The 20,604-nt window shown below is 67.1% G+C and carries 22 protein-coding genes; 9 read left to right on the top strand and 13 right to left on the bottom strand.

Annotated features, from left to right (window positions below; translation table 11 throughout):
- Positions 1-345 precede the first annotated feature (345 nt).
- Entirely contained in the window at positions 346-480 is a 135-nt protein-coding gene (locus tag ACOQFL_RS21535) for a hypothetical protein (RefSeq protein ID WP_435546022.1), read from the top strand.
- Positions 481-536: 56 nt separating this feature from the next.
- Here ACOQFL_RS21535 and ACOQFL_RS21540 read toward each other — a convergent pair whose 3' ends face one another.
- Positions 537-2,111 (bottom strand): GAF domain-containing protein, encoded by a 1,575-nt coding sequence (locus ACOQFL_RS21540; protein ID WP_435546023.1) that lies wholly within the window; start codon positions 2,109-2,111, stop codon positions 537-539.
- Between the two features lie 249 nt (positions 2,112-2,360).
- Here ACOQFL_RS21540 and exaC point away from each other — a divergent pair, with 249 nt between their 5' ends.
- On the top strand, positions 2,361-3,884 hold the full coding sequence (exaC, locus tag ACOQFL_RS21545; protein ID WP_435546024.1) for an acetaldehyde dehydrogenase ExaC: 1,524 nt from the start codon (positions 2,361-2,363) through the stop codon (positions 3,882-3,884).
- Positions 3,884-4,270, top strand: a complete 387-nt coding sequence (locus ACOQFL_RS21550) for a DUF779 domain-containing protein (protein ID WP_435546025.1) — start codon at positions 3,884-3,886, stop codon at positions 4,268-4,270. Before exaC ends, ACOQFL_RS21550 begins: the two co-directional genes overlap by 1 nt.
- Before the next feature lie 75 nt (positions 4,271-4,345).
- On the opposite strand, the gene ACOQFL_RS21555 is transcribed toward ACOQFL_RS21550, so the two are convergent.
- The gene (locus tag ACOQFL_RS21555) at positions 4,346-5,269 is read right to left on the bottom strand and encodes an alpha/beta hydrolase (RefSeq protein ID WP_435546026.1); all 924 of its coding nucleotides are present in this window, start codon (positions 5,267-5,269) and stop codon (positions 4,346-4,348) included.
- A 274-nt stretch (positions 5,270-5,543) separates the two neighbouring features.
- On the opposite strand from ACOQFL_RS21555, the gene ACOQFL_RS21560 reads away from it, so the two are divergent.
- From ACOQFL_RS21560 to ACOQFL_RS21570, 3 genes are all read left to right on the top strand, one after another.
- Positions 5,544-6,143, top strand: a complete 600-nt coding sequence (locus tag ACOQFL_RS21560; RefSeq protein ID WP_435546027.1) for a DUF6245 family protein — start codon at positions 5,544-5,546, stop codon at positions 6,141-6,143.
- Positions 6,144-6,331: 188 nt separating this feature from the next.
- A complete protein-coding gene (locus ACOQFL_RS21565; protein WP_435546028.1) occupies positions 6,332-8,179 on the top strand; it encodes a DUF2339 domain-containing protein in 1,848 nt (615 codons plus the stop codon).
- A gap of 63 nt (positions 8,180-8,242) precedes the next feature.
- Entirely contained in the window at positions 8,243-9,064 is an 822-nt protein-coding gene (locus ACOQFL_RS21570) for an SAM-dependent methyltransferase (RefSeq protein WP_435546029.1), read from the top strand.
- Positions 9,065-9,137: 73 nt separating this feature from the next.
- Here ACOQFL_RS21570 and ACOQFL_RS21575 read toward each other — a convergent pair whose 3' ends face one another.
- Positions 9,138-9,407, bottom strand: a complete 270-nt coding sequence (locus tag ACOQFL_RS21575; RefSeq protein ID WP_435546054.1) for a hypothetical protein — start codon at positions 9,405-9,407, stop codon at positions 9,138-9,140.
- Here ACOQFL_RS21575 and ACOQFL_RS21580 point away from each other — a divergent pair.
- Complete coding sequence (locus tag ACOQFL_RS21580; RefSeq protein ID WP_435546030.1) at positions 9,358-9,888, top strand: DUF4232 domain-containing protein; 531 nt, start codon at positions 9,358-9,360, stop codon at positions 9,886-9,888. The genes ACOQFL_RS21575 and ACOQFL_RS21580 overlap by 50 nt on opposite strands.
- A gap of 128 nt (positions 9,889-10,016) precedes the next feature.
- Here ACOQFL_RS21580 and ACOQFL_RS21585 read toward each other — a convergent pair whose 3' ends face one another.
- A complete protein-coding gene (locus ACOQFL_RS21585) occupies positions 10,017-10,463 on the bottom strand; it encodes an RrF2 family transcriptional regulator (RefSeq protein WP_435546031.1) in 447 nt (148 codons plus the stop codon).
- Positions 10,464-10,606: 143 nt separating this feature from the next.
- On the opposite strand from ACOQFL_RS21585, the gene ACOQFL_RS21590 reads away from it, so the two are divergent.
- Together ACOQFL_RS21590 and ACOQFL_RS21595 are read left to right on the top strand one after the other, a co-directional pair.
- On the top strand, positions 10,607-11,728 hold the full coding sequence (locus ACOQFL_RS21590; protein ID WP_435546032.1) for an NADH:flavin oxidoreductase: 1,122 nt from the start codon (positions 10,607-10,609) through the stop codon (positions 11,726-11,728).
- A gap of 125 nt (positions 11,729-11,853) precedes the next feature.
- On the top strand, positions 11,854-12,267 hold the full coding sequence (locus tag ACOQFL_RS21595; RefSeq protein ID WP_435546033.1) for a hypothetical protein: 414 nt from the start codon (positions 11,854-11,856) through the stop codon (positions 12,265-12,267).
- 42 nt (positions 12,268-12,309) lie between these two features.
- Here the strand turns inward: ACOQFL_RS21595 and ACOQFL_RS21600 are convergent, their stop codons facing one another.
- The 9 genes from ACOQFL_RS21600 to ACOQFL_RS21640 all read right to left on the bottom strand — a co-directional run bounded on the left by ACOQFL_RS21600 (position 12,310) and on the right by ACOQFL_RS21640 (position 20,531).
- Complete coding sequence (locus ACOQFL_RS21600) at positions 12,310-12,972, bottom strand: response regulator transcription factor (RefSeq protein ID WP_435546034.1); 663 nt, start codon at positions 12,970-12,972, stop codon at positions 12,310-12,312.
- The gene (locus ACOQFL_RS21605) at positions 12,969-14,408 is read right to left on the bottom strand and encodes a sensor histidine kinase (RefSeq protein WP_435546035.1); all 1,440 of its coding nucleotides are present in this window, start codon (positions 14,406-14,408) and stop codon (positions 12,969-12,971) included. Before ACOQFL_RS21605 ends, ACOQFL_RS21600 begins: the two co-directional genes overlap by 4 nt.
- Positions 14,395-14,748, bottom strand: a complete 354-nt coding sequence (locus ACOQFL_RS21610) for a hypothetical protein (RefSeq protein WP_435546036.1) — start codon at positions 14,746-14,748, stop codon at positions 14,395-14,397. Before ACOQFL_RS21610 ends, ACOQFL_RS21605 begins: the two co-directional genes overlap by 14 nt.
- Positions 14,749-14,858: 110 nt before the next feature.
- A complete protein-coding gene (locus ACOQFL_RS21615) occupies positions 14,859-15,908 on the bottom strand; it encodes a pyridoxal-phosphate dependent enzyme (RefSeq protein WP_435546037.1) in 1,050 nt (349 codons plus the stop codon).
- Entirely contained in the window at positions 15,829-16,866 is a 1,038-nt protein-coding gene (locus tag ACOQFL_RS21620; RefSeq protein WP_435546038.1) for a GHMP family kinase ATP-binding protein, read from the bottom strand. Before ACOQFL_RS21620 ends, ACOQFL_RS21615 begins: the two co-directional genes overlap by 80 nt.
- Entirely contained in the window at positions 16,863-17,678 is an 816-nt protein-coding gene (locus ACOQFL_RS21625) for a Rossmann-like domain-containing protein (RefSeq protein WP_435546039.1), read from the bottom strand. The genes ACOQFL_RS21620 and ACOQFL_RS21625 overlap by 4 nt, the downstream gene beginning before the upstream one ends.
- Positions 17,679-17,726: 48 nt before the next feature.
- Entirely contained in the window at positions 17,727-18,716 is a 990-nt protein-coding gene (locus ACOQFL_RS21630) for an ABC transporter substrate-binding protein (protein ID WP_435546040.1), read from the bottom strand.
- Between the two features lie 30 nt (positions 18,717-18,746).
- The gene (locus ACOQFL_RS21635) at positions 18,747-19,508 is read right to left on the bottom strand and encodes an ABC transporter ATP-binding protein (RefSeq protein ID WP_435546041.1); all 762 of its coding nucleotides are present in this window, start codon (positions 19,506-19,508) and stop codon (positions 18,747-18,749) included.
- On the bottom strand, positions 19,509-20,531 hold the full coding sequence (locus ACOQFL_RS21640; RefSeq protein ID WP_435546050.1) for a FecCD family ABC transporter permease: 1,023 nt from the start codon (positions 20,529-20,531) through the stop codon (positions 19,509-19,511).
- Positions 20,532-20,604 lie beyond the last annotated feature (73 nt).

The raw sequence follows: 20,604 nt of genomic DNA on the forward strand, positions 1-20,604 counted from the left end.
CAGCAGGCGGGAACGCGCTCAGCGGCCTTGTTCAGCGCGAGAGGGTCACGGCGCTTGCCACCGGCGCGGACGAGCGGGTGCGAGCGTGTGGTTGCGCGTCGGTGAGATTGCACTCCGCAGCGGTACACCGTTCGCTGATCAGCGCACGCGGCGATCTGTCGTCGAACTCGCTCCCGGTGCGGCGACGAAGCAGCGAAGCGCGCGGGATCGCCAGGGAGCTGCTGAAGTAGACGAAAGGGGACTCGCGCTCGTTCGATCCCACCCGTTCCCGCGTCAGCGGGATTATCGACTCCCGCTCAGCACGCACTCGGCACACGCCCAGCGACACACCGCACAGTGGTTGGCATGAACGAAGCCGAACCGACTTACCGGGGGCGTGAGCTGCCCCGACCGCAGGACGAGCTCGTCGACCAGGGGATGGGCTTCGACCTCGGCACGCTGCGGCTGCTCGGGCGATGCCGCCTACGGCGACTTCACTGAACGGACGGAAAGTACTCCGCCCCAACGAGTGACCGTGCCCGGCGACACCGTTGTCGTCACTGCTCGTCCAGCAGCCGAGCGAGCCGCGTCCGCGCCCTCGCGTAACGCCAGTCGTCGGGATCCAGCAAGGTCAGCAGCCGCTCCAGCGCTTCGATGTCGTCCCTGCCCTGTTCGGTACCGACATAGCTCCACAACGGATCGGGGTGCTCGCAGCACATCACCGCACCACGCAATCCCGCCGCCAGCTCTTCCTGCTCTTCCCGAACGATCGGCGCCTCGGAGTCCGGCAGCAGTCCGGAGCCGTACGCGGCGAGCGCTGATCGCACCGCCCCCCGGCACAGCGCCTCGCGCACGCTGTGGACGTCCGTCTCGACCAGGGCGTCGAGCCGGTACGGCTTCGTTCGAACGACGGTGTGCCCGAGCTGGTTGCGCAGCCGATGAATCTCGGCGCGAACGGTGCCGGGATTGCCACCCTCGCCGTGCACGAGCAGCGTCAGCTGCTCGGAACTCACCCCGGAGGGACGCAACGCCAACGCGGCCAGCAACTCGGCGTGCCGCAACCCCAGTCGCAGCGGGACTCCGTCCAACTCGGCATCGGGGTAGTCGCTCATCAACCGGAGACGAAGCTCGTGTCGCCCCGTGCCGGTCTCGCGGGGGCGTGCCGTCCCAGCCATCCCGACACGGTGTGACCGCGTACGACGCGGCGCGCGCAGCAAGTACCCCTCGGAGAGCTGTTCGAGCACGATCTGCCTGTTCTCCCCGGCCGAGATCTCGGACGCGGGCTGGTCGAGATCGATCCGTTCGGGAAGTTCCAGATCGCCGGGGGAAGACTCGATCACATGCCCTCGTGGCCCGAGCAGCGCACCGGGCTCCCCACGAAGGGCACGCAGCGAGGGCAGGTGTCGCTGTCGGATGCGTTCGTGCTCGCGGCGCATCCGCTCCGTCAGCCGGTTCTCGGCGAGGCGAGCGGCAGCCGTGACCAGGGCAGTCAGCGCAGGGTGCACGGTACTGAGGGGTCCGCTGACGTCGATGGAGCCGAGGAGGGCCCCTGTTTCCGGATCGTGTATCGGACTGGCCGCACACGTCCACGAATGGTACGTGCACACCAGATGCTCGGCGGAATGAATACGCACCGGGAGACCCGTTGCCAGTGTCGTCCCCATCGCGTTCGTACCGATGGCGTCCTCGGACCACCGAGTTCCCTCACTGAGCAGCACGTCGTCGGCCTTGCGGCAGATCTCGGGATTGCCTTCCCGCCACAGGATGGTTCCGGCGGCGTCGGTGACGATCATGATGTGCGGCGTGTCGCCCGCAGCCTCCAGCAGGGTCTCCCGCAACAGCGGTACGCACTCCGCCAATGGGTGCGTCGCCCTGATTTCCGAGAGAGCCGAGGCCTCGAACTCGACAGGAGGTTGCCAACCGTTCGGGTCGATCCGCGCCGCCAACGAGCGTCTCCAGGACTCCACCACGACCGGACGTGGCGAACACTGCTCCGCTCGACTTCCGAGCTGGCGGTCGCGAGAGGATCGCTCGTCCCCGAGCACAGCGGCGTGGACCCGCTCGAGCAACCGGGCCTGTCGCAACGGATCGTCTGATGACTCGTCGAAGTACCTCATGGAAATGTCGACCACGCGGGGCGCCTCGCGGAACATTCGGGCGCCGGATCCGGTTCCGGCGCGGATCAACCCATGTTGCCGTGTGGCCCGTACAACGGACAAGGTTTCCCCACATCGGAGGTAGCTGTGCAGGAATCACCCGTCCACGCAACGTGACTGCAACGTGCACGACTCTACGGTGACCCGGAACATCCCCGGGTCACCCCGGCCGGGGTGACCGGCCACGGGGAACGACAAGTCACGACGCCGCACGGAGGCACGGGCATGGGCCAATACGCAGCACCAGGAACAGCCGGCTCGGTCGTCGAGTACCGCTCCCGGTACGACCACTTCATCGGCGGCGAACACGTGAGTCCCGCCAAGGGCGGGTATTTCGAGAATCCCACTCCGATCACCGGTAAACCCTTCACCGAGATCGCCCGGGGTACGGCCGAGGACGTGGAACGGGCGATCAACGCCGCCGAGGCCGCGGTGAGTACGTGGGGGAAGAAATCGCCCGCGGAACGCGCGGGGATACTGCTGCGCGTCGCCGACCGGATGGAGCAGAACCTGGAAAAGCTCGCGGTGGCCGAATCCTGGGAGAACGGGAAACCCGTACGCGAAACGCTGGCCGCCGACATACCCCTGGCGATCGATCACTTCCGCTACTTCGCCGGTGCGTTGCGTGCCCAGGAGGGCACACTGTCGCAGGTGGACGAGAACACGGTCGCCTACCACTTCCACGAACCACTCGGCGTTGTCGCCCAGATCATCCCCTGGAACTTCCCGATCCTGATGGCGACGTGGAAACTGGCTCCGGCGTTGGCGGGCGGCAATGCCGTCGTTCTCAAACCGGCCGAGCAGACACCGGCATCCATCCACGTACTGCTCGACGTGATCGCCGATCTGCTGCCGGCGGGAACGGTGAACGTGGTCAACGGGTTCGGAGTGGAGGCGGGCAAGCCACTCGCCGCCAACCCTCGCATCCGTAAGGTGGCCTTCACCGGCGAGACCACCACCGGTCGGCTGATTCTGCAGTACGCCAGCGAGAACATCATCCCGGTGACGGTCGAACTCGGCGGCAAGAGCCCGAACATCTTCTTCGACGACGTAGCAGCGGTCGACGACGCCTTCTACGACAAGGCCCTCGAGGGATTCACCCTGTTCGCGCTGAACCAGGGGGAGGTCTGCACCTGCCCGTCGCGAGCGCTGGTCCAGTCCGGCATCTACCGGGACTTCATGGCCGATGCCGTGGCCCGCACCAGAAACATCACTCCCGGACATCCGCTGGACACCGACACGCAGATCGGAGCGCAGGCCAGCAACGACCAGCTGGAGAAGATCCTGTCCTACATCGACATAGGCAAGCAGGAAGGCGCCAAGATCCTCACCGGCGGCAGCCGGGTGGAGCTGGGGGGTGAACTCTCCGGGGGCTACTACGTCGAGCCCACCATCTTCGAGGGCCACAACAAGCAGCGAATCTTCCAGGAGGAGATCTTCGGCCCGGTCGTGTCGGTGACCTCGTTCGACGACTACGACGACGCGATGAAGACCGCCAACGACACGCTCTACGGGCTGGGTGCGGGGGTGTGGTCGCGCAACGGAAACACCGCGTACCGGGCAGGCAGGGACATCCAGGCGGGTCGCGTGTGGGTGAACAACTACCACTCCTACCCGGCCCATGCCGCGTTCGGTGGCTACAAGCAGTCGGGCATCGGCCGGGAGACGCACAAGATGATGCTCGGTCACTACCAGCAGACCAAGAACATGCTCGTCAACTACTCCGAGAGCGCGATGGGACTGTTCTGATGAACCCGCAGGCCCCCGAACGGGTGGCCGTGACCGATCAGGCGGCGGCACTCCTCCGTCGCCTGATCGGACAGCACGGTCACGTCATGTTCCATCAGTCCGGCGGTTGCTGCGACGGCAGCGCACCGATGTGCTATCCCCGCGGCGAGTTCCGCACCGGAGTCAACGACGTGCACCTGGGAGACCTCCAGGTCGAGGGTGTCGCCGAGGGGGTCGAGGTGTGGATGTCGGGACCGCAGTTCGAGTACTGGCGGCACACACATCTGACCATCGACGTGGTCAGCGGCCGTGGCAGCGGCTTCTCCCTGGAAGCGCCGGAGGGCGTGCGATTCCTGCTTCGTTCCCGCCTGCTCACCACGGAGGAGTTGGCCGGACTCGAGTCCTGAAACCGTTTCGGCCGGTCGGCCGGTGGCCCGCCCCCAAGTCGCTCCCGGCGAGTCAGCAGGTCGTGCGGGCCCCGGTCAACCCGGGTGAAGGGCGCGGCGGAGCGCCCCGAGTGTCTCGGCCGCCTGCCGTCGGGACACCCCGGCCCCCGCGATCACCGCCGAGCGGTGGAACGTGCCGGGGAACAGGTGCAGTTCGACGGAGATCCCGGCACGCAGCAGAGCGGACGCGTAGGCCAGTCCCTCGTCACGCAGCGGATCGTTCTCGTAGACCGACACGTAGGCCGAAGGAAGCCCGGTGTGTTCCACCGCGCGGGCCGGAGCCGCGTAGGCGGGAACCTCGTCGTGCAGGCCGGACAGGTAGTGCCGCCAACTCAGCACCGCGTCGTGGTGGTTCCACAGCGGGGTCCGCTCGAAGGCGCGCACCGAGTGGGTGTCCAGCCGGTCGTCGAGCTCGGGCGCGTCGAGCACCTGGAAGCACAGCGGGGATTCGCCACGGTCACGGGCCCAAAGTGTGAGCCCCGCCGCGAGTCCGCCGCCCGCGCTCATGCCGTGAACCGCTACGCGCCCCGGATCGACACCGAGCGCCTCCGCTTCGGATAGGAGCCAGTCCAGCGCGGCCCGGCAGTCCCGCAACGCCGCCGGGTAGGGGTGTTCGGGGGCGAGGCGGTAGTCCACGGCCGCGACCAGGGCGGGAAGCTCCGTGCACAGGCTCGCTGCCTGCGCGGTGAGCGCGTCCGCGCTTCCCATGACGAACCCACCGCCGTGCAGCAGCAACACGGCGGGCAACGGAGTGGGCGTGTCGCGGGGTCGGAAGGCACGAACGGGAACGGCGTTGTCCTCGATCCCCGGAACCGAGTGCTCACTCACGAGGACGTCCTCGGGTGGCGCCGGGGCGTTCGCGGCGAGACCGGCCATGCGAGCGCGGGCCCCGTCGAGATCACGAATGTGCAGGTCCGGCAGCGAGGTCAACGCCGCGGCCAGCTCGGAATCCAGGTTCACGGCCTCCCCCTCGAACCGTTGACCGTTGCCAGGGTGAACGGATCGTCGACACCGACGTTCCCGTCCGATACTCACCGCTGAACCGACCACACACCAGCCGGAGGACCCGGCCCGGGAAAGCACTGAACGAGCTCGCGCGTCAACTCCGCGTATCGGTGATCGCGGGCAGCCGAGATCACCGAGCCTTGCCGTTATGAATCGAACCGAGGCGGAGCTCGCCGAGAGCACCCGCACCGCCAGGAGCCGAACACGGGGACCGTTATGCTGCCCGGCGATGACCACCCCGCCCTCCTCCTCGGAAACCGATCAGCCCGCCGCGGTCGAGCAACTGGCCACCGCACTGCACGCGCTGGGCCACTATCGCGGGACGAACACCGCGGACGAACACGCGGCAGCGGCCGAGCGTATCGGCGGCGAAGCGGTCTACCGCGCCTACCTGGCCAACGCGCTGCTCGGAGCGGCACAGCTCGAAGCGATTCTGAACGAGTCCGGCGAGTTCGACGCCGAACAGCGCACCGCCGTGTATCTGCAGCAGCAGCAAACCGCCGGAGTCGCGGGCGACCAGACCAGCATGCTCGAATTCCTGCGGTGGCAGTTGCTGCGGCTCGCCGCCCCACTGCGGGAGAACGCCCAATCCGAACAGGCCGGACCGGTCCAGGTGGCAGCCGCCCAGACCACCGAAGGGCTTGACCGGCTGCTGGGCGTGAGTGCAGCGAGCCAAACCCTCACCGATCAGGCCGACATCGACTCGGTCGCCGAACAGCTCGACACGGCGCACCAGGCGCTGAGCAGCGCTGTCGAGAACATCGACCAGCTGCGCGCGCTGACCGAACGGGCTCGTTCCGGATCGGATTCCGAGAGTTCCGAATCCTGAACCGACCGAACTCGCCGCCCGGCAGCGGGAGAGCCGTTCACGAGGCGACGCGAGGTCGCGCCGAGCGATCTCCACAACTGCGAAATGCGGAAACCACCGGGGGAACGGGCGGGTACGTACGGCTACGGCCGGAGATCTGAGTATTCGTACTGTTCCCGCCCCGGTGCCACGCACACCATCTTGGGAGCATGTCCGAGCCGGATCACCACACGCTGGAATCGATCGCCGCGGAACTCACCGAGATGAGCCGACGGCTCGACCGGCTCGCCGGTGTTGTGCAGCACCGGGTGAATCGGCCCGCACCGCACGTACCCGAGGAGCGGGAACTTTTCGAACCACCCGCCTCGACACCGCCGATCCCACCTTCACCGAACGTCCACCCGGCACCGGCCGCTCCGTCATGGCACACACCACCGGCACCTCCCCCGGTCGGTGCCACGGGTGGGCAACAGGAGCCCCGCCCCGTGGGGCACGGCTGGACTCCGAGCAGACTGCTGGCATGGATCGGCGGGGCGGTGACACTGCTCGGCGTGGTCTTCCTGCTCGTGCTGGCGGTCCAACGTGGTTGGCTCGGTCCCGCCACCCGGGTACTCGGTGGTGCCGGTCTGGGTATCGCGCTGCTGACGGTCGCTTTCCGGGTGCGTGGCAGGCCCGGTGGCACGTCCGGGAGTTACGCGTTGGCCGCGACGGGATTCGCCGTGTTCTACCTGGACACCGTGGCGGCCACCGTGCTGTACGACTACCTGCCGACATTCGGTGGTATCACGGCGGGTTTCGTGATCGCCGGTGGTGGGCTGCTGCTGTCCGACCGATGGCGTGCCCAGCCCGTAGCCGTGGGGGTGGTGATGGGCTGCGCGGTGTGCGCGCCGTTGGTGACCGGGGAGCCCAACGCGACCCTGGTGGGCTTTCTGGCGTTGTTGCACCTGGTGGCCACTCCGGTGCAGCTCCGACACGGATGGCGGCAACTGGCCCGGGTCGCCGCGTTTCCCGTGGTGCTAGCCGCGATCCTCGCCGACGCATGGGCGATGCTGACAACGACCGACCACATCGCAGTGGTAGCCGTGGTGAGCACCACCTCGTTGCTCGGGATTGTGGTGGCCACGCTCACCGCCGCACTCCGTCCGGACGACAACACCTCGATCGTGGCGTTGGTGGCCGCACCGATACCGGTCCTGCTCGCCACCCCGCTGCTGGTGCGGCCACTCGCGGCCACACTGGCGGCGGGAGTGGCCGTGGTGCTGACGATCCTGTGGGGCTTGCGATTCGTTCCGAGTTGGCGATTCGCACCGAGCTGGGGTCTCCTACAGAATCAGCGTGATCGACTCCCGGCGAAGTTCACCACCGCCGCGGGCGGAATCGCCGCGGTGGCCGCGATGCAGTCCACGATGACCTCGCTGGACGCCTCGGCCTGGGCCACGGCACTGCTGTGCGAGGCGCTGCTGTTGACGTCCGGGGCGTTGTGGCTGCGCAACCCGGGTGTACTGCTCGGGGCGCTGTGCTACGCGACCGTCGGCACGGTGATGGCGCTGCACCACGACATCCCACCGTGGCAGTTGGTGCTGGTGTCGCATTCCGAAGGGGTCGCCGGAATTCTGGTTGGAGTGTCAACCGCACTGGTGGCGGTGACGATTCCGGTCGTGGGGGTTCGTCTCGGTGCGCTGTCGCGCCCGCCGGCGGCGAAGGCCTTGTGGATCCTGGCCGGGGTCCTGATGCTCTACGGCACGGCAAGCGCCACGATGGCGCTGGTGTCGCTGTTCCAGCAGGACCGTTCCGGGTTCCTAACCGGATACGTGTCGATCACGTTGAGCTGGGTGGTCGTCGCGATCGCATTGCTGCTGCGCGGAATCACGATGCCTTCACTTCGAATCGCGGGGATGGTGCTGCTTCCCGCGGCGCTGACCAAACTGTTCCTGTTCGATCTAGCCACTCTGGACGGATTCGCGCGGGTGGTGGCGTTCATGTGCACCGGGTTGGTGCTGCTGGCGGCCGGGGTACGTTACGCGCGTGCGTTGAGCGCGGACTCGCCGGTCGGATGAATTCGCATCCCGCGCACGGAGTGATGTTGATCTCCGGCCTGTGAGGCCGGTTAAACTGTCGGCATGTCGCACGACGCGAATTTGGCCGCTCAGGTGGAGGGCGCGAACTTCGACCAGCCCAACATCGCGAGGATGTACGACTACCACCTCGGTGGGTCCGCGAACTTCGCCATCGACCGGACAGTGGCCGAAGAAGCACTACGGCTCGTGCCCACGGAACGGGACTACTGCTGGGCCAACCGCGCGTTTCTGGGCCGCGCGGTTCGCACTCTCGTCACCGAACACGGGATCGACCAGTTCCTCGATCTCGGTTCCGGCGTACCGACGGTGGGCAATGTGCACGAGATCGCCCACCAGCACGCCCCTTCCGCACGCGTGGCCTACGTGGACTGGGAACCCGTCGCCTGTCACCACGCCCGACACCTGCTCGGTGCCGACGAGCACCGCGTGACGGTCACCGAGGCGGACGTGTGCGAACCCGAGACCGTGCTCAACGCTTCCGGAGTCGCCGGACTGCTGGACTTCACCCGCCCGATCGCGGTACTGGCGTTCGGAATTCTGGACATTCTTCCCACCACCGACGGGGCCGGGCTGGTGTCCCGCTACCGCGAGGCCTGCACATCGGGAAGTGCGCTGGCGTTGTCCAACAACGCCCAGCTCAGCCGTACCGACCAGGAGGTGGCGGCGCTGCACTCCCTGCTGGCCGACACCTCCACACCGAACCTGTACCTGCGCACCAGCGAGGAAGTCGCCGCACTCCTGCCGGGCTACGAACTGCTACCGCCGGGAGTGGTGGCCGCGTCGCTCTGGCGTCCCGACCAGCCCGTCACCGAGCAGGAGGCCCAACGCGGCAACGTCTACGGCGCCGTCGGAATCCTGCCGTAGCTCCCGGAATCGTGGCCGAATCGTGGGGTTGCCCCTGGAGATCTCGCTGAACCCGCTGTCGCCCACGTGGTTCTCACCGGCATCCCGTTCGGCAACCACCGAGATCGATCCGTGCGATCATGACTTTCATGAGACCCCGGTGGATCGTGACGCTGTTTCCGATTGTCATGGCCCTCGTCATGACCGGTTGCGTCGCGAATCCGACACCCACTGGCGAAGAAACTTCGTCGGGGCCCTCGTCGGCCGCGTCCATCCCCACCACCTCGGCCGTCGAGGATTCCTCCGGAACGGGCGTGAGGTCCGCGAGCGACGGGAGAGCCTCCTCACCTTCGAGCACCCCCACGAACTCCTCGGCATCGGACTGCCCGGAGACCGGGGTGCGTCTCACGACCGATCTGGTGGAAGTGGCGATGGGCCTGCGGCTGATGCACGTCGAGCTGGCCAACTGCGGTGACCAGCCTTACACGCTGGACGGCTACCCACGCGTACGCGTGCTGGACGAGGAACGGCGACCGTTGGACGTCCGGGCAGAGCAGGGTTCTGCGGACATCGCGACCGTCGACGGCTTCGACAAGCCGCCGGAGGCGATCACGGTGCGACCGGGTGAGCACGCCGAGGCCCAACTGATGTGGCGCAACACCCACGCGAGCATGAACGCCCCGCAGGTCGGCAAGTACCTGAGGATCGCTCCGGCACGGGGACGAGCCTGGCAATCGGTGATACCGGTGGGCAGGGAGCGGAACTCGTCCGGGCAGGACCGCGACGAGATCACCATCAACCTCGGAAGTACCGGCAAGCTCGGTGTCCGCGCCTGGTACCGCTAGGACGCACGGGAAGGCGGAAACGACTTCGTGCGGATGGCCGGCCGAGGTCGAGCGCCCCGAGATCGGATTCGTGCGGAGGGTCTCGCTCAGCGAGCAACTCGACAACCCGGCCGGAAAACCTCGATGAGCTATTCCCGCGTCGGTTCCCGATCGAGACGTCGCATCTCGCGCACACCGTCGGCGAGTGTGCGGTCACCGAGCGCGTCGAGCACGGCCCGCTCCACATCCTCGGTCAGCTCGGCGAAGTAGGCCTGTGCGTTCGCGGCGACCCGGCAGTCGTGCTCACTGCCGGTGCGGCAGTTCCACAGCGGTTTGTCGCCCGTCGAACAGCGGTAGATCTCGGCCAGGGTGATCTCCTCGGCGGACCGCGCCAACCGGGCCCCACCCGTTCGCCCCTTGGTGCAGACGAGGAGTTCGGACCTGGCCAACGGGAGGATCAGTTTGCGCACCAGGCTCGCGTTGGTGTCCATCCGCTCGGCGAGCCGGGCGGAGCTCAGGGGCGACTCCCCCTCCTCGTCGGCGAGGGCGAGGATCAGCATCGCCATCAGCGAGCTGGAAAACCGGATGTCCAGCACGCGGGCAACACCTCCTCCGTCGAGCTCGTCCGTTCGCTTCCGACCGTCGGAATCCCAGGCTAGCAACGCCGTCGCGGCCACCCGCACAAGAAAGTGTATCTTTAAAAGGAACACTTTTTCACGTGCAGCAGGAGGACCCCGGCATGTCCGCTCGCGCAGCGCAGGCACTCGCCCGCCCGTTCACGCTCGGCTCGATGGAACTACCGAATAGGGTGGTCATGGCCCCGATGACTCGGGGCCAGTCCCCGGACGGCGTTCCCGACGAGAACGTGGCCGCCTATTACGCGCGGCGCGCGGCCGCGGGAACCGGCCTGATCATCACCGAGGGCACCTACGTCGACCACCCCTCCGCGGGCGACGGGAAGCACGTGCCGCGTTTTCACGATGAGGGACCCCTGGCGGGCTGGCGCGACGTCGTCGCCGCCGTACACGAACAGGGTGGAAAGATCATGCCGCAGCTGTGGCACGTCGGTATCCAGCGTCGGGCGGGCAAGCCACCGGTCCCCGAGGCCCCCTCGGTCGGTCCTTCCGGTATCGCGCTGGACGGTACCCGGCAGGCGGGAGAGGAGCTCTCCCTGGCCGATGTCGAACAGCTCGTCGAGGCCTTCGCCGAAGCGGCACGGCAGGCCGAGCGCATCGGCTTCGACGGTGTGGAGCTCCACGGGGCGCACGGCTATCTGATCGACCAGTTCCTGTGGGAACGCACCAACCGGCGCACCGACGCCTACGGCGGTTCCCCGGTGGAGCGCACCAGGTTCGCCGCCGACATCGTCGCCGCCGTGCGTGAGCGGGTGTCGGCGGACTTCCCCGTGGTGCTGCGGTTCTCGCAGTGGAAGGCCGACAACTATGACGCCAAGCTGGCCGAGAACCCGGACGAGCTGCAGCGGATGCTCGCCCCGCTGAGCGAGGCCGGGGTCGACGCCTTCCACGCATCCGGACGGCGCTACTGGGAACCCGAGTTCCCCGAATCCGATCCGACTCTCAACATCGGCGGCTGGGCCCGAAAACTCACCGGCAAACCGGTCATCACCGTCGGCTCGGTCGGGTTGGACGCGGTGTTCGACCCGGCTACCCTGGGTGAGGGTGCGGGCACCAACGTGGCCAGTGTCGAAGGACTGGCGGAACGGCTGGAACGCGAGGAGTTCGACCTCGTCGCGGTCGGCCGAGCCCTGCTGGCCGATCCGGAGTGGAGCCGGAAGGTGCTCGACGGCCGGGAGACGGAACTCGTCCCGTTCACCCGCGAAGCGATGAGCACGTTGTACTGAACCCACGCCACGGCGAGGGCGAGCTCCGGTTGCCATCACCTCACGGGGCACAGCGGCGGCTACTGCCAGGGGCCTCGCCGGGGCGTCGTTACGACGCTCCGGCGAGGCCCTGTTACACCGGTCGAGTGACCGCGCCGACCGGATCAGTCGTCGTGGCGGTCGTCCTTGTCGTCCCGCTCATTCAGGTCATCCCGGTCATCGCGTTCGTCCTGCTCATCGCGATCGGTTCGATCGTCCTGATCATCTCCTCGATCGTTCCGGTCATCCCGGTCATCCCGGTCATCCCGCTCGTTCCTGTCATCCCGGTCGTCCCTACCGTCGTCATCGCGGTCGTCATCCCGAATGACAACGCCGTGCTGCCCGTTGGAGGGCTGCGGAGCGTTCGCAGCCCCGTCACCGGCGAGAGCCAGTCCGGTACCGCCGAGTCCCAACGCCGTCGTCACCGCGGCTACGACCCAGATACGCTTCTTGTTACGCAAGATCTTCCCCTTTCCGTTGCCTCTCGCGCCGACACCCACAAGACTCCGGGACGGATCTGACGCCGGGCTGAAAACGGCGTGAAAGGATCTTCATCCGCCTGGTCAGGTACCGAGGCGGTATCCCATCCCGCGCACCGTTCCGATGCGCTCGGCCCCGACCTTGCGGCGCAGCGCCCGCACGTAAACGTCCACGATGTTCGAACCCGGGTCGAAGTCGTAGCCCCACACGTGCGATAGGATCTGCTCGCGCGAGAGGACCTGCCCGGGATGCCGCAGGAACAGCTCCAGCATCGCGAACTCTCGCGCGGTGAGGTCCACGGTGTTCTCCGCGATCCGTGCGCGTCGGGTGCGCAGGTCCAGGGACAGCTCCCCGTTGCTCAACACGGTCGTCTCGGGAGCACTGTCGGTGGAACGCAACCGCAACCGGACCCGGGCGAGCAGTTCCTCGAACCGGAACGGCTTGGTCATGTAATCGTCCGCGCCTCCTTCCAGTCCCGCCACCGTGTCGTGCACCGTGTCCCGGGCCGTCAGAATGATCACCGGCACGGTGACGCGCTGGTCCCGCATCCTGCGCAGCACCACGAAGCCGTCCTGGTCCGGCAGCCGGAGATCGAGCACGACCAGGTCGAAGTCGCCGGTGATCACGTAGTGCAGGGCGCTCTCGCCGTCGCCGACCACCGTGGTGGCGAAACCGTTGGAGGCCAGGCCCTTCTCGACGAATCGGGCGATGCGCTCCTCGTCCTCGACGATGAGGATCCTGCTCATGACCGGGGCTCCTCACTGGGCGCGTCCGGAGCCCGGAGCGGAATCTCGATCTCGAAACACGCGCCGTTCTCCGAACGGACCCGCACGCTGCCGTGGTGGGCCTCGGCGATCGCGCGCACGATGGACAGACCGAGTCCTGCTCCGCCACGCCGTCCCTGGTCGTGTACGAAACGTTCGAAAATATGCCCCATCCGTTCCGGGGCCACTCCGGGGCCGTTGTCGCTGACCCACAGCATCAGCGTCCGCTGGGTCAGCGAACAGCCCAGCCGGACCTCGGACCTCTGCTCGGTGTGCTGCACCGCGTTCTGCGCCAGCTGCACCATGGCCTGGGTCAGCCGCTGCGGATCCACCCACACCTCGCCGTCGGCCACGTGCTCCAGAATCCAGCGACGGTCCCCCAACGCCCGGACCTTGGCGTCGATGTCGCTGATCAGCTCGAGCACCAAGACCCGTTCCGGAGTGACGAAGTCGGGACGGTCCACCTTGGCCAGCACCAGGAGATCCTCCACTATCCTTCCCATCCGGTCCAGTTCGTCGGTGCACAGCCGGACGACTTCCTCGTGTTCCGCGGGATCGGACCCGAGCAGTTCCAGATTTCCCCGCACGATGGTGATCGGGGTGCGCAGCTCGTGGCTGGCGTCGTCGACGAACTCCCGCTGGGCCGCGAACGCTTCCTGGAGCCGGTCGAGCATTCCGTTGAACTGCTCGGCCAGCGCGGCTATGTCGTCACGCCCCTCCACGGGGATGCGTCGCGTCAGGTCCCGCTCCCCGATTTCGGCGGCGGTCCGCCGCACCTGACGCACCGGGGCCAGGATCACTCCTGCCACCCACCAGGCCGCCACCGCGGCCAGCGCCACTCCGACACCGCTGACCAGCAGTAATGTTCGAACGATCCGATCAACCTGGGCGGTGGCCTCAGCTGTGAACCGGGTGACCACGAACCAGGCCCGCTCCTCTCCCCCGGTCAGAACTCGAACACGTGCCCAGCGCATCACTCCGGCGGTGGTCCGCTCCGTACCGTACGTTCGCGAACTCGCCGTGATCCGGCGCAACAGATCCCGGTCCTCGGCTATGCGCACGATCCGCTCGTTCTGGGCCTGTGGCAGTGCTCGCATACCGTCCGTTCCTCGCCAGACACCGATCAGTGCTTCCGTGGCGTCCGGATACTGATCACCCAGATAGTCCCGGAAGAACTTCGCGGGCTCCTGCGCGGAAGCGGCGGCGGAATTTCCCTCCGCCACGAATCTGACGAACTCGCCGGTCTCCTGTTCCAGGGAGGTCGTCACGCGGTTGGTGGCCTGATTGTGCAGGTACTGCCGTACCAGCAGCACGACGGTGCCGAGCACGACGATCAGCACCAACAACAGCCAGGCCATGATCCGTGTCCGGGCCGGTACGCGGCTGCCGCGTCGGCGGCCGGGATCACTCTTCGTCATCGTCACGATCGTCGTCGGGGGCGGGCGGGCCGAGGTCGTCCGGTTCATCATCGCGATCGTCGTCATCCGGCTCGGCGGGTGGGCGCGATGTCGGTTCGGAGGTGCTCGGCGCGCCCGACGAGCCGGGAGGGATCGGCCGACCGGATGGACTCGACTGGCCTGATGGGTCGAACGGGCGCGACGGGCCGGACGAGGTCGCAGCGGGGCTACCGTCGATTCGAATCTGTCGCGGCACCTCGGGTTGTCGGGGCGCACTGGTCAACGTGTAGACGCCGAGCACCGCCACGGCGGGCAGCACCAGGGCCGCCACCAACAAGGGGAGGCGTAATGTCGATCTCATCTTCCATCACTGTGCTCCCGGCGGAAGCGGCACGGGATGAAACCTGAATGAAGATGTTTTAATCTTCTTGCCCCCGCCCCACTGTGCCACTTCCCCACCGGGTTACGCTCTCACCGAGACCGCCGCACCGGGGGTGCCGCCCGTTCCCGCTCGCCGCGCGCTCCGGGCGGCCCTTCCGAACGGTCCCAGCACATCCGTGACCAGGGCCTCGTGAGCTCCGTGGTGTCGACCGCCGGATGCGGTGCGAGCTCGGCGATGCCCGTCGCCGCGTCGGCACGGGAGAACACCGCCTCGTTGTAACGATGCCCGGTGTCGGCGGCGATGAATAGCACCGGCCCCGAGGAGTGGACGTAACGCTCCCAGCGTGCTGCCAGGTAAGCCGCACCAGTGGACAGACCCGCGAACACGGCGTGCCTGCGAAGCAGCTCCGTGCTCGCCGAGAGCGCGGTGTCGAAGGAGATCCAGTGCAGGATGTCGTAGGCGGTGTGATCGACGTTGCCGAACGGGATGGAACTACCGATCCCGGCGATGATCATCTCGCTGTCGGAGACGTGTTCGGCGCCGAAAGTGATACTTCCGAACGGTTGAACGCCCACCAGCGCGACATCCGTACCGGCCTCGCGAAGATACCCAGCCAGTGCCCCCGTGGACGCACCGGATCCGACGCCGCCCACGATCGTGAGCGCTTCACCGTCCAGTTCGGTACGAATGCGATCAGCGATCGTGCGATAGCCGAGGTAGTGAATGTCGTCGTGGTACTGCCGCATCCAATGGTAGTGCGGATTCTCGTCCAGCAGCTCTCGCACGCGACGCACTCGCAGGCTCTGGTCGAGTTTGAGATCCGCCGATGGTTCGACCTGCTCCAGATGGCAGCCCAGTAGGCGGAGTTGGTTGTACAGGGTGGAGTCGATGGTCGTCGAGCCGACGATGTGACACCCGAGGCCGTACCTGTGGCAGGCGAGTGCGAGCGCGTAGGCGTAGATACCGCTCGAACTGTCCAGCAGGGTGTCCCCGGGCCGCACACGTCCCTGGTCGAGTAATCGTTCGACCGCCGTCAGGGCGGAGACGACTTTCATCGTCTCAAATCGAAGGCATACGAGTCCCCTGTCGAGCCGGATCAGGTCGGGGCGTGCGACCGCGTCCGCGATGTGCTCGTCCATGTTCACCACTACCGTTTCGGAGTCGAGGCCGAGTACTGAACACTCGTGTGCTGGGAATGTCGTTGCGGTCCAGTTCGAGCAGGCAGGTCCGGATCCGGTGCCCCGTGTCCGGTTGTCTCGGATCGAAGAGCAGACCGGCGACATTGCCGCTGTGGGCGATCTGCAGGCCGACGGCGCCGACGCGCTCGGCGATCTCCACCAGCGACTCCAGCTGGGCCTTGTCGAGGATGCGCTGGTTGTGCCGAGCGCTCTCGGTGCCGACCCGGCCGAGCAGGGCGACGTCGGACCGGGTCACGGCCTCTCGCAGCAGTGCACGCAGTCGTTCACCGACCCGCACGTCCCGGTCACGGATGTGGTGGGTCCCCAACTCCAGGGTGTCGACACCGGTGGCACCTTCGGTGAGGCATCCCACCACCACGGCCGGGGGAAGCCTGCCACCGAGGTCTTCGAGGACTCTGCCCTCCCGTTGCGCGAACAGCAGGGCCCTGTCGTCGAACATCAGCGGATCGCTGGCGTGTTCGGCCGCCACCGCGATCCTCGACACGATCTCGGAGGGAAGGTGCGCGGCATAGGCATCCACCACAGCGCGGATCGTGGCCAGCACGTCGGCACTCGACGAACCCATGCCGAGACCGTCGGGAACCTCGCTGCTCAGGAACAGTTGTCCGCCACACGGAGTTCGTGCCGTGGTGCTGCCACAGAGTTCGCAGGTCAGAACCGCCGCTCGTCGCGCCTTGCTTCGGTCGTCCGGGCTGATGACCACGCTGTCCGGGGCCGTGTCGGGATCGGGTACGAAGACGGCCCTGCTGCGGGGACCGGCCAGTGGCATGGTCACCAGAGCCCGGCAGGCCGCTCCTCGGTCATCGAGGAAAGCCCCTTGCAGGATCTCACCGTGATGGCAGCCGGATTGGCCCGTTCCGGTGGCCGGGGGAGTTTTCCGGTTGGTGGGTGCGTTCATGACGAGTGGGCCGCGCGGTAGCGGTACAGCGTGGTGGTACCGGAGTCGAACTGGGAGAACGGGAAGGGTTCGGCGGACAGCGCGGTGACGCCGGAGCCGAGAAAAGCTCTCGCTACGGCGGAACCCGACTGGGCGTAGACGAGCAACGGCACGTTCCGCTTTTCGCAGTGGCGCAGAATCCCGTCGAAAGTCCCGTTGCCCAGCGTCATGCCGGTCGCCACGACGGCATCGGCGGGTTCGAGCACCTCGCTCATGACCGAGGTGACCAGCCCACCGTCCGCCGTGGCGGCGAGGTTGTAGTCACAGGGCAGACAGGCACATCCCCGCTCCTGCAGCGCCGCGACGAGTGGGGTAACCACACCGATGAGCGCCACCTTGCTTCCCGGTGCGACGTCGAGGAGCCCCGCTATCGCCTCGTCCCTGCTTCGGGCGCGTTGTTCGGGAGTTCCCGCCGGAAGCGTGACGGCTTCCGCGTCGGGGCGATCGCGGTGGTGCTGGGTCTCGGTGAGATAGGCGTCGAGCGCGGCGATCCGCATTGGAAGCGGCCCCTCACGAAGCAGGGTCCCGAGATCGCTGCCCGAGGCCCCGGAGCAGCTGTCCGAATCGAGTTCGCCCGCCTCGAAGGCGCAGGCCCCGTACGACTGTCCGACCCGGACGAGGACGTAGCGGTTGCGGTATACGGTGGTCGATCCGGCCAGCCGGGTCCCGTGCTGGATCCAGAACACACTGGTGGCGATCAGTTCACTCGGGCGCGGTGACTCGGAACCGAGTACCTCGGTGAACAGGGCGTCAAGGGTCGCTGTTTCGGCCATGGTGATGTCTTTCCGGAGTCGGAGGAGCGGGGAAGACGGGATCGTGGGTCATCGCCCGATGGAACGCAGGTACTCCGCGAACTTCTCGGCGGCAGCGATGTTGCGGGGACCGCTGACGGCGGATCCGTAGTCGATGACGTGGAACCGGTCGTTCTTGATCGCGGGCGTTTGCGCCAACGGGGGGAACGACTTCAGGAAAGCGATCTTGTCCTCGACGGGTTTGTCTCCGTAGTCGACGACGGTGATCACCTCGGGATTCGCCTGCACGACTGATTCCCACCCGATCGTGGTCCAGCGCTTGTCGAGGTCGTGGGTAATGTTGCGCCCACCCGCCAACGAGACGATGGCGTTGGGTGCCGCCTGAGCGCCGGAGGTGAAGGGCTTGTCGGTTCCGGAGTCGTAGATGAACACCCGGGGCGGGGGGCCCTCGGGTTGTTGCTCGCGAAGTGCTTGGGCGCGTTGCTTCAGGTCCGCGACCACTCGCTTGGCGCGGTCCTCGATGTGAAAGATCTTTCCGATCTGTCGTAGATCGGTGTAGAGGGCTTCCAACGGTGGCACGCGCACCGGATCCGAGCCGTAGTTGAAGCAGCTCTCGGTGTGCTGGTAGCTCTGTATTCCGAGCGAGTCGAGTTTGCTCGGGGTGATCCCTCGCGCCTGGCTGAAACCGGATTCCCAACCGGCCAGGACCCAGTCCGCCTTCGCGTCGAGAACCACTTCGAGACTGAGCACATCGGTACTGAGCGTTTCGACGGAACGATAGTCCTCCCGCCACGGGGAGCGTTTCACCGACGGGTCGGCCGTGCTGGGCATGACGATGCCCCGCATGCGGTCGGCCAGCCCGAGGGCGAACATCTTCTCGGTGCTGCTCATGTCGTAGGCGACCGGGCGTTCCGGTTCGGGGTACTCGATCGTCCGCCCGCAGTTCTCGATGGTGACCGTGCCGGATTCACCGTTCGAGGAAGGCGCGACGTTGGCTCCGCAGCCGGTTGCCAGTAACGAGGTGGTCAGTAGGAGCGTGACGGCGACGCGTGATGCCATTGCGGTTATTTCTCCTGTTCACAACGGTGGTCAGATGTCGTAGTGCAGCTGGGGAATTCCGGTGCTCGGATGACGGACGATCGAGGGGGTGACGCCGAACGCCTCGTTGATCAGCTCGGGGGTGAGCACTTCGGCGGGCGTGCCGAGGTGCAGCACCGTCCCGTTGGCGAGCACGGCGAGCCGGTCACAGGTGGCGGCCGCGAGGTTGAGGTCGTGCATGGCGATCAGCACGGTGGTCGAGTCCGTGCGCAGCTGGCGAAGCAGCTGGATCTGGTGGTGTATGTCGAGGTGGTTGGTCGGCTCGTCGAGAACCAGCACGCGGGGTTGCTGCGCGAATGCCCGGGCGAGCAGCACCCGCTGGCGTTCACCACCGGACAGCGACAGCACACCGCGGTCGGCGAGGTGAACGACGTCGGCACGACGCATCGCCTCGTCACAGACGGCGCGTTCCTCGGTGGTCAGCGGCTGGTTGCCGCGGTGGTGCGGGAACCTGCCGAGTTCGACGATCTCGGCGACGGTGAAGTCGAGGTCGTTGCTGCTCTCCTGCGGGACGGCGGCGATGTGCCGGGCGGACGCACGCTGCGCGAAGGTGGAGATATCGGCACCGTCGAGCAGCACCGCTCCCCTGCTCGGACGAAGCGCCCGGTAGACGCACCGCAACGCGGTGGACTTACCACTTCCGTTCGGCCCGACGAGTCCGAGAACCTCCCCTTCGGCCGTTTCGATGTTCAGATCACGGACGAGCTCGGCTCCCGCGAGGTGCACCGACAGGCCGTCGAGTGTGATCGACATTTACCTACCTCCGAACAGGTAGCCACGACGTCGCAGCAGAATGATGAACACCGGAACCCCGATCAGAGCGGTGATCACGCCGAGCGGCAGTTCCCGTGGTGCGAACAGCGTGCGTGAGGCGAGGTCGACCCAGACGAGGAAGATCGCACCGATCAGCGGGGCGATGGTCAGCACTCGACGATGGTTGGCACCGACCAACAACCGCACGAGGTGGGGGATGACGAGGCCGACGAAGCCGACCGCGCCGCTGACGGCCACCAGACATCCGGTCACGACCGCCGTAAGCAGGAAGAGCCTTTTGCGCACGGCGGTGGCGTCCATGCCCAGACCCGCTGCGGTCTCGTCACCGAGCGCCAGCACGTCGAGCGCCCGGGAGTTCCACAACAGCAGCACCGTGGCGAGAACGACGGTGGCCGCGGCCAGCGGGAGACCGGACCAGGTGGCACTGCCCAGACTGCCCATCAACCAGAACAGCACCGTTCGGGCCGAGTCGCTGAAAGGAGCGAAGAACACGATCGCGCTCATCAACGACTGGAACCCGTAGGCGAGGGCGACACCCGTGAGCACGAGGCGAAGCGGGGTGAGACCGGCCCTGCCACGGGCGGCGAAGTAGACCAGCACCGAGGCGCCCAGCGCTCCCAGCAGCGCGGCGGTGGACAACGCGTATACCCCCAGGCCCGCGAACAGTCCGAACGAGACCACGGCGCTGGCTCCGACCGAGGCTCCGGAGGAGACCCCGAGGATGAAGGGGTCGGCGAGCGCGTTGCGCACGGTGGCCTGGATCGCCACGCCGACGACGCTGAGGCCCGCTCCCACCACCGCCGCGAGCAGCACTCGCGGAGTGCGCACCTGCCAGATGATCGAATACCCGCTCGCGTCGGATGCGTCGATCGTTCCGCCGGTGATGGCGGCGGCGAGGTAGCGCACGGTATCGGGCAGCGGCACGGGAGCCGGGCCGAGGGTGATACCGACCAGGATCGAGATCGTCAGAACCACCAGCAACGGCAGGACCGTCGTGAGCAGGTTCTTTTCCTGGCGACTCGCCGCCGGATCCGACCGCGTGTCCGATGTCGGCCGCCTGTCCGAGCTGGACTGC

The organism is Actinopolyspora sabaoui, from assembly GCF_051225635.1.
In the GTDB taxonomy this organism is placed as follows: domain Bacteria; phylum Actinomycetota; class Actinomycetes; order Mycobacteriales; family Pseudonocardiaceae; genus Actinopolyspora.